Origin of the sequence: Curtobacterium sp. UNCCL17 (assembly GCF_000686685.1) — a bacterium.
GTDB lineage: Bacteria > Actinomycetota > Actinomycetes > Actinomycetales > Microbacteriaceae > Curtobacterium > Curtobacterium flaccumfaciens.
On sequence record NZ_KK366000.1, the window covers coordinates 243,430 to 257,826 of the forward strand.

Here is a 14,397-nt window from a genome sequence, read left to right on the forward strand (position 1 = left end):
CGTCACGCGCGATGGCAGGTCGAATCGGGCGTACCTGGTCGATTCTTCCGACCAGGTGCGCCCGATTCCGCTCGGTACCCCCGGGCCCCGGCCCGCAGCGCACGCGGCTGTCGGCGGGGCGGGGGATACTGGGGGCATGCCGCTGTACCGGGACGAGTGCGTCGTGTTGCGCACCCACAAGCTCGGTGAAGCCGACCGCATCGTCACGATGCTCTCGCGGCAGCACGGCAAGATCCGCGCCGTGGCCAAGGGCGTGCGGCGGACGGCGTCGAAGTTCGGCAGCCGACTCGAGCCGTTCATGGTCGTCGACGCCCAGTTCTACGAGGGCCGGTCGCTCGACATCGTCACCCAGGCGGAGTCGCTCGGCGCGTACGGGGCCCAGATCGTCGCCGACTACGGCGCGTACACCGCGGCCAGCGCCATGGTCGAGACCGCCGACCGACTGAGCGAGGCCGACGCCGGGCTGCAGCAGTACCTGTTGCTCGTCGGGGCGCTCCGGTCGTTGTCGCGCGGTGAGCACCAGTCCAGCGCGACCCTCGACTCGTACCTGCTCCGTGCGATGAGCATCGCGGGGTGGGCCCCCTCGTTCAGCGACTGTGCGGTGACGGGGGAGCCCGGCCCGCACTCGGCGTTCGTGGTGCAGCTCGGGGGTGTCGTCGCCGACCGTGCGGCACCACCGGGGACCCCGCGGCTCGACCCGGCGACGCTCGGGGTGCTCGGTTCCCTGCTCGCCGGAGACTGGGCGACGGTCGACGCCACCGACGAGCGGACGCGTTCGCGGGCCTCCGGCGTGGTCGCGGCCTACGCCCAGTGGCACCTGGAACGATCGCTCCGGTCCCTGCCGCACGTCGACCGCTCCGAACACCCGATGCCGGTGCCGCAGACCCACGGCGGACCCGAGGCGACGGCGCGCGCGGTGGCCTCGACCCCGGCGCCCGCCGTACCCGAGCCCGATCCTGATCCCGCTGTCGAAGGAGCCCCCACCGCATGAGCCCCCGCCGCCCCGACGACGTCGAACCGTTCCGCCCGATCGACTGGACCGGCGAGACGCCCCCGGCGATCCCGGCCCGGTTCGTGCCGGAGCACGTGGCCATCGTCATGGACGGCAACGGCCGGTGGGCGAACGGCCGCGGCCTGACGCGGATCGAGGGGCACAAGGCGGGCGAGGCATCGCTGCTCGACGTCGTCGCCGGTGCGATCCAGATCGGCGTCCGGCACGTGTCGGCGTACGCGTTCTCGACGGAGAACTGGAAGCGCTCCCCGGAAGAGGTCCGGTTCCTGATGGGCTTCAACCGTGACGTCATCCGCCGTCGCCGTGACCAGCTGCACCAGTGGGGCGTCAGGGTGCGGTGGGCCGGCCGGCGCCCGCGGCTGTGGCGGAGCGTCATCGACGAGCTCGAGACCGCCGAGCGGATGACGGCGGGCAACGACGTCCTCACGCTGACGATGTGCGTGAACTACGGCGGCCGGAACGAGATCGTCGACGCCGTGCGGGGCATGGCCGAGGACGTCGCCGCCGGACGCCTGAAGCCGAGCCAGGTCACCGAGAAGGCTCTCGCCAAGCGCCTGTACGTGCCCGAGATGCCCGACGTCGACCTGTTCCTCCGGAGCTCGGGGGAGCAGCGCACCAGCAACTTCCTGCTGTGGCAGTCCGCCTACGCCGAGATGGTGTTCCTCGACCGGCTCTGGCCGGACTTCCGTCGCACCGACCTGTGGGGTGCGATCGAGGAGTACGCCAGCCGCGACCGACGCTACGGCGGCGCGGTCGACACCCCGACGGCTTAGCCCAACTCCAAGCCCGAGCCCAAGCCCGAGCCCAAGCCCCGAAGCCCGGCCCCTCAGCCCGGCAGCGGCCCCTCGAGCAGGTGGGCTGCGGAGCGCACCGCGTCGAGCGCCGCACGGACGCTCGGCACACGGTCGGCACCACGCGCGACGACGACCTCGACACGCCGGGCGAGCTCGTCGTCCACGGGGTCGATCGCGACACCGGCGGGGATGACCGTCGTCGCGAGTGCCAGCCGGGGGAGCAGCGCCACCCCGAGCCCGGCGGCGACGAGCCCCACCACCGCGGCCGCGTTGTCCGTCTCCAGCACGATGTCCGGCGTGAACCCCGCGCTCGCGCACGACGCGAGCAGGTGCCCACGGCAACGCGGGCAGCCCCCGATCCACCGGGCGTCGTGGTGGGACGCGAGGTCCACGACGGTGGAGCCGGCGGGGCGGAGTCGCTCGGAGCCTCCTGGCTCGACCGGCGTCACCAGCGCGAGCGGGTCGCGACCGAGTGCCCGGGTCACGAGGCCCGGGTCCGGGGTGGTCCCGACCTCGTCACCGACGTAGGTGAAGGTCAGGGCGACGTCGACCTCGCCGCCGCGCAGCAGGTCGAGTGCCTCGGGTGGCTCGACCTCGACGTACGAGGTCGTCACGCCGGGCGCCGTCGCGGCGAGCCGGGCGAGCACCGCAGGCACGAGGGCGGAGGACGCGCTCGGGAACCCGGCGAGCCGCACCCGGCCACGGCTGAGTCCGCCGACGGCGTCGAGGTCCTCGCGCGCCGCGGTCAGCGCGGCCTGGACGTGCAGGGCGTGGTCGGCGAGCACCTGCCCCGCATGCGTGAGGGTCGCGCCCCGTCCGCCCCGCAGGACCAGCGCGTGGCCGAGGCGCTGCTCGGCCCGGGCCAGCAGCTGGCTGACGGCCGGCTGGCTCGACCCGAGTGCGGCGGCAGCGCGGGTGATCGACCCGCCGTCGGCCACGGCGCGGAGGACCCGGAGCAACTGGGGATCGATCTCGTCCATCACCCGATGTTATCGGTGGCACAACGAACCGGCTCTGGTGTGATGGGACGGGAACGAGGACGCTGTCCGCATGGACTCCTTCCCCGCCGGCCGCGGCTACCTGGCGGCGTGCACCGCGGGCCTGCCGACCCGCGGCACCCTGGCCGCCCAGCGCGCCGACCTCGACGCGTGGTCCCGGGCCGAGACGTCGCCCGCCCGGTACGGCGCGCTGGTCGAGCAGGGACGTGCGCTCTTCGCCGCGCTGGTCGGCGTCCCGGTGGAGCGCGTGGCGACGGGATCGCAGACCTCGGTGATGGCCGCGGTCGTCGCCGACGCGCTGCCGGACGGCGCCGAGGTGGTCGTCCCCGACGGCGACTTCAGCTCGGTCGTCTTCCCGTTCCTCGCCCAGGCGCACCGCGGCGTCCGGGTCCGGAGCGTCCCGCTCGAGCGGCTCGCGGCGTCCGTCGGGCCCGACACCGCCCTGGTCGCGTGGTCCGCGGTGCAGTCCGCGACCGGCGTGGTCACCGACCCCGACCCGGTCGTGGCCGCCGCCCGTCGCGTCGGCGCCCTGACCCTCTGCGACCTCACGCAGGCCGCCGGCGTGCTGCCCGTCGACGCCGCACCGTTCGACGTGACGCTCACGCACACCTACAAGTGGCTCTGCGCTCCGCGCGGCGTCGCCTTCATGACGCTCTCCGACACCGCCCTCGGCCGGCTCCGCCCGGTGCAGGCCGGCTGGTACGCGGGCGCGGACGTCTGGTCCTCCTGCTACGGCCCCGCCATGCACCTGGCCGACGACGCGCGTCGCTTCGACGTCTCGCCGGCCTGGCAGGCGTGGCCCGGTGCCGTGGCCGCGCTCGAACACGCGGTCGCGCTCGACCAGCGGGCGGTCTGGAGGCACGCCACCGGTCTCGCGGATCGGCTGTGCGACGCCCTCGGGTCGCCTCGGCAGGGCGACGGGCAGGCGATCGTGACGTTCGCGGACGCCGACGGGGCGGCCCTCCGGGCCCTCGCCGCCGCAGGCGTCACCGCCTCGGGGCGTGCCGGGCGACTGCGCATCGCGTTCCACCTGTGGAACGACGAGTCCGACGTGACCGACGTCGTGGCCGCGCTCGGCGGGGTGGGGCCGGGCACGTCGGCGAGGTGAGCGTGGAGGGCGGACCCGTGGCGGGCCTCCCGGGCCAGGATCGCCGGTAGTCTTGCCCGGACCGTTTCCGCACCGAGCACCCAGCTCGGCGACCTCTGGAGCACCCTTTGGCACAGCCCTCCCGTCTCGACAGCGTCATCGCCCTGGCCAAGCGCCGCGGCTTCGTCTTCCAGTCGGGTGAGATCTACGGAGGCTCCCGCTCCGCATGGGACTACGGGCCCCTCGGTGTGGAGCTCAAGGAGAACATCAAGCGCCAGTGGTGGCAGCGGTTCGTCCGGGGCCGCGGGGACATGGTCGGACTCGACTCCGCGGTGATCCTGCCCCGCAAGGTGTGGGAGGCCTCCGGGCACGTCGCGACCTTCACCGATCCGCTGGTGGAGTGCCTGCACTGCCACCACCGGTTCCGCGAGGACCACCTGCTCGAGGCGTTCGAGGCGAAGAAGGGCCGCGCCCCCGAGGGTGGCATGGCCGAGATCGCCTGCCCGAACTGCGGCACCCGCGGCGAGTGGACCGAGCCCCGCGAGTTCTCCGGGATGCTCAAGACCTACCTCGGCCCGGTCGAGTCGGAAGAGGGCCTGAACTTCCTGCGCCCCGAGACGGCGCAGGGCATCTTCGTCGACTTCGCGCAGGTCGTCACGACCAGCCGCATGAAGCCCCCGTTCGGCATTGGTCAGGTCGGCAAGGCGTTCCGCAACGAGATCACGCCCGGCAACTTCATCTTCCGCACGCGCGAGTTCGAGCAGATGGAGATCGAGTACTTCGTGCCGCCGGCCTCGGCCGAGGAGCACTACGAGCAGTGGATCGCCGACTCGGTCGCGTTCTACACCGACCTCGGCATCGACCCGGAGAACCTGCGTCGCTTCGACGTGCCGGACGGCGAGCGGGCGCACTACTCCGACGCCACCGCCGACATCGAGTACCGCTTCGGCTTCACCGGCTCGGAGTGGGGCGAGCTGATGGGGGTCGCGAACCGCACCGACTTCGACCTGAACAACCACATCGAGGCGTCCGGCCAGGACCTCCGGTTCTTCGACCAGGCCGCCAACGAGAAGTACGTGCCGTACGTCATCGAGCCGTCGTTCGGGCTGACCCGTGCACTCATGGCGTTCCTGCTCGACTCGTACCACGAGGACGAGGCCCCCAACGCGAAGGGCGGTGTCGACAAGCGCACGGTCCTGCGCCTCGACCCGCGCCTGGCCCCGGTGAAGGCCGCCGTCCTGCCGCTGTCGCGCAACGAGCAGCTCTCGCCCGTCGCCCGCGGCCTGGCCGACGACCTGCGCAAGAACTGGAACGTGGACTTCGACGACGCCGGTGCCATCGGCCGTCGCTACCGTCGCCACGACGAGATCGGCACGCCGTTCTGCATCACGGTCGACTTCGACACGCTCGAGGACAAGGCCGTCACGGTGCGCGAGCGCGACACCATGGGCCAGGAGCGCGTCTCGCTCGACCAGCTGCAGGGGTACCTGGCGCAGCGGTTGCTCGGCGCGTAGGGGTTCCGCGGCCCCGCACCGCCCCCGCGTCGCCTTCGCACCGGCTCCGCGCCGCCTTCGCACAACCAAAGTCACCTCGAACCGCGTGATCGCGCGGCGCGAGGTGACTTTGGTTGTTCGGCGGGAATGCGCGCCGCACGATCGCGTTGGGGTCAGCATGAACGACTCCGTGAAGGTCGATGTCTGGTCGGACATCGCCTGCCCCTGGTGCTACATCGGCAAGCGCAAGTTCGAGGCCGGCGTCGCCGCGTTCGGCGCCTCGAGCGAGGGCCGCCCCGTCGAGGTCGAGTACCACTCCTTCGAGCTCAGCCCGGACACCCCCGTCGACTTCGAGGGCACCGAGGCCGAGTTCCTCTCGGGCCACAAGGGCATGCCCGTCGACCAGGCGCAGCAGATGCTCGACCAGGTCACCGCCATCGCCGCTGGCGTCGGTCTCGACTACGACTTCGAGGCCATGCACCACACCAACACCGTGAAGGCCCACCAGGTCATCCACCTCGCCAAGCAGCACGGCAAGCAGCTCGAGATGGTCGAGCGTCTGTTCACCGCCTACTTCGAGCGCGGCGAACACGTCGGACAGGAGTCCTCCCTCGCCGATCTGGCTGCGGAGATCGGCCTCGACCGCGACGAGGTCCTCAGCACCCTGCGCGACGACGCCCAGCTCGCCGCGGTCCGCGCCGACCAGGCCCAGGCGCAGGCGTACGGGATCAACGGCGTGCCCTTCTTCGTGATCGACGGCAAGTACGGCGTCTCCGGCGCCCAGGACCCCACGGCGTTCGAGCAGGTGCTCCGCCAGGTGGTCGCGCTCCGCGAGACCACGCCGGAGGAGGTCGCCTCGGCGGCCGAGCGCGCTGCGGACGACGCGAGCGCGGACGTGGCGGTGACCCGATGACGGACATGACCATCAGCGACCAGGGCGCGGTGCGCCTCCAGGCCGTGACGTCGGTGCCGTCCGTCCCGGACGCGCTCACGGGGCTGCCGGGTGCGTTCGGTGGTTCCGGCGTCCCCGGTCTGGAGGCCCGTCCCGCGTTGCTGACGCTCGTCACGCCCGGCGGTGCGCCGGTCTGCGAGGGCGATGCCTGCCTGATCGACGCCGGCTCGTTCGCCGGGGCCGAGGGCGACTGGTCCGAGGTGCCGGACTGACGGCTGCGTCAGTCGCGCTGCGGTTCCTCGTCGGTGATGTCGGCGACGGTCGCGCCGTAGGCGGCGATGAGCGCGTCGGCGTCGACGAAGGCGCTCGCACCGTGCCGGCCGGCGCCCAGGGCGACCCTGCGGCCGACGATGCGTTCGTCGGCGTACACCGGCAGGTCGCCCGTGGCACCGATCGGCGTGATGGTGCCGCGCTCGTAGCCGGACGCTTCGAGCGCCGTGGTGGCGTCGGGCATCGAGAGCTTGTTGACGCCGACGACCGTGCGGAGCTTCTTCCAGGCGATGCTGCGGCCGCCGGGCACCAGGGCGAGCAGGAACCCGCCGTCGTGGCGCTTCACCACCAGGGTCTTGACGATGTCGCCGGGCTCGATGCCGAGCAGTCCGGCGGCCTCGTGCAGGGAGTTCGCGGCCGGGCGCTCGACCACTTCGACCGGCAGGCCACGGGCCTGGGCGTCGGCGTCGAACCGGGTGCTGGCGTCGGTCGTCATGTGGAGAACGCTACCGGCGCGCACCGACGTGGGAGAATGGGAGACGTATGACGATCACTGACGCACCCGGGACGGCGACCCGTCCGGCGAAGCCCCTGCGCATCGGCCCCATCGAGGTCGACGTGCCGGTCGTGCTCGCGCCGATGGCGGGCATCACGAACATGGCCTACCGCCGGCTCTGCCGCGAGTACGGCGCCGGCCTGTACGTGTGCGAGATGATCACCTCGCGCGCGCTCGTCGAACGGACGCCCGTGTCGATGCAGCTCATCCAGCACCACGAGTCCGAGACCCCGCGGTCGATCCAGCTGTACGGCGTCGAGCCGAACACCGTGGCCGAGGCGGCGACGATCCTCGTCGGTGAGGACCGTGCCGACCACATCGACCTCAACTTCGGCTGCCCCGTTCCCAAGGTGACGCGGAAGGGCGGCGGCGCGGCGCTGCCCTGGAAACTCGACCTGTTCCGCGAGCTCGTCACCAAGACCGTGCGCGCCGCGGGCGACGTCCCCGTCACGGTGAAGATGCGCAAGGGCATCGACGAGGACCACCTGACCTACCTCGACGCCGCACGCATCGCGCGCGACGCCGGTGTCGCCGCGGTGTCGCTGCACGCCCGCACCGCGAACGAGCACTACTCCGGGCACGCCGACTGGTCCGCGATCGCCACGCTGAAGGAGACCGTCACCGACATCCCGATCCTCGGCAACGGCGACATCTGGTCGGCCGCCGACGCGCTCCGGATGATCGACGAGACCGGCGCCGACGGCGTGGTCGTCGGGCGTGGCTGCCTCGGCCGCCCGTGGCTGTTCGGCGACCTGGCCGCGGCGTTCCGCGGCGAGGGGCTGCGGTACATGCCGTCCCTGGGCGAGGTTGCCGACGGGTTCCGCCGGCACGCCGAGCTGCTCGTCGAGTTCTTCGCCGACGAAGAGCACGCCTGCCGCGACATCCGCAAGCACGTGGCCTGGTACTTCAAGGGGTACCCGATCGGCAGCGACGTCCGGGCCGGCCTGGCGATGGCGTCGAGCCTGCAGGAGATCGACGACTTCCTCGGCCAGCTCGACCACGACGCGCCGTACCCGGGTGCCGACGCCGAGGGGCCGCGCGGTCGTGCCGGGCACCCGAAGCGCACCGCCCTGCCCGACCGCTGGCTCGAGAGCCGCGACGTCGACTCCGAGTTCCGCAAAGTCCTGGCCGCCGCCGAGCTGCACCACAGCGGCGGATGAGCGCCACCGCCTCGTACGGCCCGGCCGACGCGGAGCGCTGGCTCCCCGAAGAACACGGCAACCGCCGCTCGGACTTCGCCCGTGACCGCGCCCGACTGCTCCACTCCAGCGCCCTCCGGCGTCTGGCCGCCAAGACCCAGGTGCTCAGCCCGACGGCGGGGCTCGACTTCGCCCGCAACCGGCTGACCCACTCGCTCGAGGTCGCGCAGGTCGGCCGCGAGCTCGCCGATTCGCTCGGGCTCGACCCCGACGTGGTCGACACCGCGTGCCTGGCGCACGACATCGGGCACCCGCCGTTCGGGCACAACGGCGAGACCGCCGTGAACGCCTGGGCCACCGGGATCGGCGGCTTCGAGGGCAACGCGCAGACCCTCCGGCTGCTGACGCGGCTCGAGCCGAAGGTCTACGGCGTCCGGCCGGGTTCCGACGTCGACCGTCCGTACGGGCTCAACCTGACCCGCGCGTCGTTGGACGCCAGCTGCAAGTACCCGTGGCCGGCGGCGCAGGGGGTCTCGGAGTCGTCCTCCGGGCGCACCAAGTTCGGCTTCTACGACGACGACCACGACGCCTTCGGGTGGCTCCGCGCCGGCGCCCCGCGTCGTCAGCGCTGCATCGAGGCGCAGGTCATGGACCTCGCCGACGACATCGCGTACTCGGTGCACGACTTCGAGGACGCCGTCGTCGCCGGGTTCATCGACGTCGCGGCCCTGGGTGACCGTGTCGGCGAGAACGACATCGTCAGCGCCATGCACGCCTGGGTCGGTGACGACCTGAGCCGCGACGAGCTGCTCGAGGCGTTCGACCGCCTGCGCGAGTTGCCGCTCTGGATGACCGCGTACGACGGCTCCCGCCGTGACGCCGCACGCCTGAAGAACCTGACGTCGCAGCTGATCGGACGCTTCGCGCGCACCGCCACGACGGCCACCCGTGAGTCCTACGCCTCGGGGTCGCTCGTGCGGTTCGCCGCGTCGGTCGTCACCCCGCCCGAGATCATCGGTGAGATCGCCGTGCTCAAGGGCATCGTCGCGGCCTTCGTGATGACCCAGGGCGACCGTCAGCCCGTGTACGAAGACCAGCGCCGCGTGCTCACCGAACTGCTCGACGCGCTGGCGGCGACGGGGGCGTCCGACCTGGAGCCCGGCTTCGCCGCCGACTGGCACGCCGCGGGCGACGACGCCGGCCGACTGCGCGCCGTCGTCGACCAGGTCGCGAGCCTGACCGACCAGGGTGCACTCGCGTGGCACCGACGTCTGGTGGTGGGTGACCGTGACCCGGTCCACATCGCCGTCTGACCGGTCCGCCGACGTCGGTCCCACGAACTAGGATCGAGGGGTGGCTGGCAGGATCGCGCGGAACGACATCGACGAGGTCCGCTCGCGTGTCAACATCGCCGACGTCGTGGGCGACTACGTCACGCTGAAGCACGCGGGCGTCGGGTCGATGAAGGGCCTCTGCCCCTTCCACGACGAACGCTCCCCGTCGTTCCACGTCCGGCCCCAGGTCGGCCGCTACCACTGCTTCGGCTGCGGTGAGGACGGCGACGTCTTCAGCTTCATCATGGCGCAGGACCACACCACCTTCGCCGAGGCCGTCGAGCGCATGGCAGCGAAGATCGGCTTCACCCTGCACTACGAAGAGGGCGACGGGCCGCGCACCGACTACAACACCCGTGCCCGGCTGATCGCCGCGAACGAAGCCGCGCTCGAGTACTTCACGGGGCAGCTCACCACCGCTGCCGCCGACCCCGCCCGCCGGTTCCTGGGGGAGCGCGGGTTCGACCCCTCGGCCGCCCAGCACTTCGGCGTCGGGTTCGCCCCGAAGTCCTACGACATGCTCAAGGACCACCTGCGCGGGCGCGGCTTCACGATGGAGGAGCTCGTGTCCGCCGGCCTCGTCAGCCAGGGTGACCGCTCGCCGTACGACCGGTTCCGCGGGCGCCTGATGTGGCCCATCCGCGACGTCACCGGGGCGACCATCGGCTTCGGGGCGCGCCGCCTACTCGAGGACGACAAGGGTCCCAAGTACCTCAACACGCCCGAGACCCCGATCTACCACAAGAGCCAGGTGCTCTACGGGCTCGACCTGGCACGCCGCGACATCTCGAAGCAGAAGCAGGTCGTCATCGTCGAGGGCTACACCGACGTGATGGCGTGTCACGTCGCGGGCGTCACGACCGCCGTCGCCACCTGTGGCACGTCGTTCGGGGTCGACCACATCAAGGTGCTGCGCCCGATGCTCGGTGATTTGGCCGGCGCCGACCCGAACGCCAACGGCGAGGTCGTGTTCACGTTCGACCCCGACGAGGCCGGGCAGCGCGCAGCCTCGCGTGCCTTCGCGGAAGAACAGCGCTTCGCCGCGCAGACCTACGTCGCCGTGGCGCCCGGTGGGCTCGACCCGTGCGACCTCCGGCTCGCCCGCGGTGACGACGCGATCCGCCGACTGGTCACGAACAAGCGCCCGATGTTCGAGTTCATGATCCGCCGCACCCTGGACGGCCACGACCTCGAGACCGTCGAGGGGCGCGTCGGTGCCCTGCGCGCTGCTGCGCCCGTGCTCGCCGGTATCCGCGATCGCTCACTGACGCAGGGCTACGTGCGCGAACTCGCCGGCTGGCTGGGCATGGAGATCCCCGAGGTCCGTCGGTCGGTCGAGACCGCCCGGCGTCGTGCGGGGTCCGCTGCCCAGGACGACCGGTCCGCGGGCTCGGGGCGCGACGGCCGTGCCGGAACCGGTACCGACGGGGCCGACACCCCCGACGAGCCCGTCGCCGGGATCCGTTCGCTGCCGAACGACCCGATCAGCCGCATGGAGCGCGACGCCGTGATGGCGATGGTGCAGCAGCCCACGTCCGTCGGGGCACCGATGCTCGGGCTCGCCGCGTCGGCCACGTTCTCGACGCCGATGCTCGCCGCCGTGCGGGACGCCGTGGTCGCCAACGTCGACGTCATCGGCGCGGGGGACTGGCTCGACCGGCTGCTCGCCGACGTGCCGGCACCCCTCCGCACCCTGACGCACGAACTCGCCCTCGCACCGATCCCCGCGCGCAACGCCGAGGACCTGGCGGCCTACTGCCGGAGCATCGTCGTGGCCCTGGTCGAGCGCGACCTGCTCGCCCGCAAGGCCTCGTTGCTCGGCCAGCTGCAGCGCGCCGACCCGCACGAGCAGGCGGAGCGTCGCGCCGAGATCCAGCGGCAGCTCGTCGACATCGACGGGCAGCGGATGCGGTTGCGGGCCGACGCCGAGGCGTCCTAGGGCTCTTCGGGCTGTTGGTGTGCGCGGGGTCGCACCGCGCGCCGCGTGCGTCTCGCCGAGGTGGCACGAACCGTCGCATGGTGGGGCTGCGAGCGGCTGTTGGTGCGACCTCGGGTGCGTGAGTGGTCAGGACGTGCCGCGTGTGGGGCGTCGAGTGGTCGCGAAGCGTCGGCCGGCCGGGGTTCGGACGACGGAACGTGACCGCTCGGGGTGGGTCCGGCGGGGAGTCGTGACCAGTCGGCGGGGCGAGGGGCGGGAGGGACGCGGGGCGGACGCGGGGCGGGCCTGCCGGCCGGGGTGTGCGGAGTCGCACGACGCGCCACGTGTGCTTCGCCGAGGTCGCGCGAACCGTCGCGCGGTGGGGCTGCGAGCGGCTGCTGGTTCTCTCGGCGACGGCGTGAGTGGTCAGGACGTGCCGCGTGTGGGGCGTCGAGTGGTCGCGAAGCGTCGGTTGGCCGGGGTCCGGCCGACGGGACGTGACCGCTCGGGGCGGGACGGGCGGGGAGTCGTGACCGGTCGGCGGGGGCGAGGGGCGGCGCGGACGTGGGTCGGGCGGGGAGTCGTGACCGCTCGGCGGGGGCGAGGGGCGGGGCGGACGCGGGGCGGGCCTCCCGGCCGGGGGTGAAGTCGCACGACGCGCCGGGTGCGTCTCGCCGAGGTCGCGCGAACTGTCGCACGGTGGGGCTGCGAGCGGCTGCTGGTTGTGCCGGCGCCGGCGTGAATGGTCAGGACGTGCCGCGTGTGGGGCGTCGAGTGGTCGCGAAGCGGCGGCCGGCCGGGGTTCGGACGACGGGACGTGACCGCTCGGGGTGGGTCGGGCGGGGAGTCGTGACCGGTCGGCGGGGGCGAGGGGCGGGGCGGACGCGGGGCGGGCCTCCCGGCCGGGGGTGAAGTCGCACGACGCGCCGCCGGCGCACCCCCGAGGTCGCGCGAACCGTCGCCGGGCGTCCCGTGGGACGGGCACTTTCGGGGTGGGAAGGGGCAGGAACGGCCGGGAACCAGCGCCAGACACCCCAGGTTGCACCACGCAACTTTCGTGCGTGACGCGCCGCTCGACTCCGGCGGAATCATGCATCACGCGGCGGGCCCGTGCATTACAGCGGTGTAAACAAATCGCCCCCGGTTCGTTCCGTTCCGTGACAGGGTGATACCAATGAGCGTTCCTGGCCGGGCACACAGACGTTCCACCCTCCGGCTCAGGACTCTTGCAATCATGACCAGAGAGGCAGCGGACATGGCATCCGTGACCAAGTGGGGCAAGCGCGGCATCGCGCTCGGCGCCGGTGCAGCAGCGACGGCGCTGGTGCTGACCGGCTGCGCGAGCAGCAGCGTGAGTGACACCGAACTGAACGGCCTGAGCATCGGGACGACGGACAAGATCACGTCCCTCGACCCGGCCGGTTCCTACGACAACGGCTCCTTCGCCGTGCAGAACCAGGTGTTCCCGTTCCTGATGAACACGCCCGTGGGGAGCCCGGACGTCGAGCCGGACATCGCCACGAAGGCGGAGTTCACGAACCCGACGACCTACAAGGTCACCCTCAAGGACGGGCTCGAGTTCGCGAACGGCAACAAGCTCACGTCCAGCGACGTGAAGTTCTCGTTCGACCGCGAGCTGAAGATCAACAACGAGAACGGTCCGCAGTCGCTGCTGGCCAACCTCAAGAGCATCGACACCCCGGACGACACCACCGTGGTGTTCAACCTGGACCACGCCGACCAGACCTGGCCGCAGGTGCTCTCGAGCCCCGCGGGTCCGATCGTCGACGAGGACGTCTTCAGCGCGACGAAGCTCACCAGCGCCGACGACATCGTCAAGGGCAAGGCCTTCGCCGGGCAGTACCAGATCAGCTCCTACAAGGAGAACGACACGATCCAGTACAAGACCAACCCGAAGTACGACGGCCTGCTCGGCAAGGCGAAGACCGACGAGGTCACCGCCAGCTACTACACCAAGGAGACCGACCTCAAGCTCGCCGTGCAGAAGGGCGACGTCGACGTGGCGTACCGCTCCCTGACGCCGACCGACATCTCGGACCTGCGCAAGGACGACTCCCTGAAGGTCACCGACGGCCCCGGCGGCGAGATCCGCTACGTGGTCTTCAACTTCAAGACCCAGCCGTTCGGCACCGGGCAGGACGACGCCGACGAGGCGAAGGCCCTGGCCGTGCGTCAGGCCGCCGCCGACGTGGTCGACCGTGCCCAGCTCGCGAAGGAGGTCTACAACGACACCTTCACCCCGCTCTACTCGATGGTCCCGGACGGCCTGACCGGCGCGGTCCAGCCGTTCAAGGAGATGTACGGCGACGGCGACGGCGGCGCGGACGTGGCGAAGGCCAAGAAGACGCTGTCGGACGCCGGTGTCACGGGCAAGGTGCAGCTCGACATCCAGTACGCGCCCGACCACTACGGTTCGGCCTCGGACGACGAGTACGCGCTGCTCAAGCAGCAGCTCGAGGACTCCGGTCTGTTCACCGTCAACATCCAGTCGACGGTCTACACGACCTACGCGCAGGAGCGCACCAAGGACGCCTACCCCGTGTACCAGCTCGGCTGGTTCCCGGACTTCTCCGACGCCGACAACTACCTGTCGCCGTTCTTCACCAAGGAGAACTTCGTCCAGAACCACTACGACGACCCGGAGATCCAGGACCTCATCGCGAAGGAGCAGGCCGAGTCCGACACGGACAAGCGTGCTGCCCTGATCGAGCAGGCCCAGGAGCGCGAAGCCACCCAGATCTCGACGCTGCCGCTGCTGCAGGGCAAGTCCGTCGCGGTCGCCGGCAAGGACGTCAAGGGCCTGACCCTCGACGCCTCGTTCAAGTTCCGGTACGCCACCCTGAGCAAGTAGCACCAAGCCCCACGTGCAGGCCGCGGGCGTTC

At 71.7% G+C, this 14,397-nt stretch carries 12 protein-coding genes; 10 read left to right on the forward strand and 2 right to left on the reverse strand.

Annotated features, from left to right (window positions below; translation table 11 throughout):
- Positions 1 to 136: 136 nt before the first annotated feature.
- Both recO and BR70_RS0105960 read left to right on the forward strand, forming a co-directional pair.
- A complete protein-coding gene (recO, locus tag BR70_RS0105955; RefSeq protein ID WP_027465318.1) occupies positions 137 to 991 on the forward strand; it encodes a DNA repair protein RecO in 855 nt (284 codons plus the stop codon).
- Positions 988 to 1,785: an isoprenyl transferase gene (locus tag BR70_RS0105960; protein ID WP_027465319.1), complete on the forward strand. Its 798-nt coding sequence runs from the start codon at positions 988 to 990 to the stop codon at positions 1,783 to 1,785. The genes recO and BR70_RS0105960 overlap by 4 nt, the downstream gene beginning before the upstream one ends.
- Positions 1,786 to 1,838: 53 nt before the next feature.
- Here BR70_RS0105960 and BR70_RS0105965 read toward each other — a convergent pair whose 3' ends face one another.
- Complete coding sequence (locus tag BR70_RS0105965; RefSeq protein WP_027465320.1) at positions 1,839 to 2,786, reverse strand: LysR family transcriptional regulator; 948 nt, start codon at positions 2,784 to 2,786, stop codon at positions 1,839 to 1,841.
- A gap of 70 nt (positions 2,787 to 2,856) precedes the next feature.
- Between BR70_RS0105965 and BR70_RS0105970 the strand changes: the two genes are divergently transcribed.
- The 4 genes from BR70_RS0105970 to BR70_RS0105985 all read left to right on the forward strand — a co-directional run bounded on the left by BR70_RS0105970 (position 2,857) and on the right by BR70_RS0105985 (position 6,548).
- Positions 2,857 to 3,912, forward strand: coding sequence for an aminotransferase class V-fold PLP-dependent enzyme (locus tag BR70_RS0105970; protein ID WP_027465321.1), 1,056 nt, complete (start codon positions 2,857 to 2,859; stop codon positions 3,910 to 3,912).
- Between the two features lie 107 nt (positions 3,913 to 4,019).
- On the forward strand, positions 4,020 to 5,405 hold the full coding sequence (locus BR70_RS0105975; protein WP_027465322.1) for a glycine--tRNA ligase: 1,386 nt from the start codon (positions 4,020 to 4,022) through the stop codon (positions 5,403 to 5,405).
- A gap of 157 nt (positions 5,406 to 5,562) precedes the next feature.
- Entirely contained in the window at positions 5,563 to 6,297 is a 735-nt protein-coding gene (locus BR70_RS0105980) for a DsbA family oxidoreductase (RefSeq protein WP_027465323.1), read from the forward strand.
- A 5-nt stretch (positions 6,298 to 6,302) separates the two neighbouring features.
- Complete coding sequence (locus tag BR70_RS0105985) at positions 6,303 to 6,548, forward strand: hypothetical protein (protein ID WP_146247980.1); 246 nt, start codon at positions 6,303 to 6,305, stop codon at positions 6,546 to 6,548.
- Between the two features lie 8 nt (positions 6,549 to 6,556).
- Here BR70_RS0105985 and BR70_RS0105990 read toward each other — a convergent pair whose 3' ends face one another.
- Positions 6,557 to 7,042, reverse strand: coding sequence for an aminoacyl-tRNA deacylase (locus BR70_RS0105990; RefSeq protein WP_027465325.1), 486 nt, complete (start codon positions 7,040 to 7,042; stop codon positions 6,557 to 6,559).
- Between the two features lie 47 nt (positions 7,043 to 7,089).
- Here BR70_RS0105990 and dusB point away from each other — a divergent pair, with 47 nt between their 5' ends.
- From dusB to BR70_RS0106010, 4 genes are all read left to right on the forward strand, one after another.
- Complete coding sequence (gene dusB / locus BR70_RS0105995) at positions 7,090 to 8,262, forward strand: tRNA dihydrouridine synthase DusB (protein WP_027465326.1); 1,173 nt, start codon at positions 7,090 to 7,092, stop codon at positions 8,260 to 8,262.
- A complete protein-coding gene (locus BR70_RS19795) occupies positions 8,259 to 9,554 on the forward strand; it encodes a deoxyguanosinetriphosphate triphosphohydrolase (protein ID WP_035808239.1) in 1,296 nt (431 codons plus the stop codon). Before dusB ends, BR70_RS19795 begins: the two co-directional genes overlap by 4 nt.
- A gap of 40 nt (positions 9,555 to 9,594) precedes the next feature.
- Positions 9,595 to 11,514, forward strand: coding sequence for a DNA primase (dnaG, locus tag BR70_RS0106005; RefSeq protein ID WP_027465327.1), 1,920 nt, complete (start codon positions 9,595 to 9,597; stop codon positions 11,512 to 11,514).
- 1,234 nt (positions 11,515 to 12,748) lie between these two features.
- On the forward strand, positions 12,749 to 14,365 hold the full coding sequence (locus tag BR70_RS0106010; RefSeq protein WP_027465328.1) for an ABC transporter substrate-binding protein: 1,617 nt from the start codon (positions 12,749 to 12,751) through the stop codon (positions 14,363 to 14,365).
- The last annotated feature ends 32 nt before the right edge of the window (positions 14,366 to 14,397 follow it).

Bases quoted from the DNA above. Each gene is read 5' to 3' on its own strand.
- BR70_RS19795 (WP_035808239.1), top strand. From the start codon at position 8,259: ATGAGCGCCACCGCCTCGTACGGCCCGGCCGACGCGGAGCGCTGGCTC.
- BR70_RS0106010 (WP_027465328.1), top strand. From the start codon at position 12,749: ATGGCATCCGTGACCAAGTGGGGCAAGCGCGGCATCGCGCTCGGCGCC.
- dusB (WP_027465326.1), top strand. From the start codon at position 7,090: ATGACGATCACTGACGCACCCGGGACGGCGACCCGTCCGGCGAAGCCC.
- BR70_RS0105970 (WP_027465321.1), top strand. From the start codon at position 2,857: ATGGACTCCTTCCCCGCCGGCCGCGGCTACCTGGCGGCGTGCACCGCG.
- BR70_RS0105965 (WP_027465320.1), bottom strand. From the start codon at position 2,786: ATGGACGAGATCGATCCCCAGTTGCTCCGGGTCCTCCGCGCCGTGGCC.
- BR70_RS0105990 (WP_027465325.1), bottom strand. From the start codon at position 7,042: ATGACGACCGACGCCAGCACCCGGTTCGACGCCGACGCCCAGGCCCGT.
- BR70_RS0105985 (WP_146247980.1), top strand. From the start codon at position 6,303: ATGACCATCAGCGACCAGGGCGCGGTGCGCCTCCAGGCCGTGACGTCG.
- recO (WP_027465318.1), top strand. From the start codon at position 137: ATGCCGCTGTACCGGGACGAGTGCGTCGTGTTGCGCACCCACAAGCTC.
- BR70_RS0105960 (WP_027465319.1), top strand. From the start codon at position 988: ATGAGCCCCCGCCGCCCCGACGACGTCGAACCGTTCCGCCCGATCGAC.
- BR70_RS0105980 (WP_027465323.1), top strand. From the start codon at position 5,563: ATGAACGACTCCGTGAAGGTCGATGTCTGGTCGGACATCGCCTGCCCC.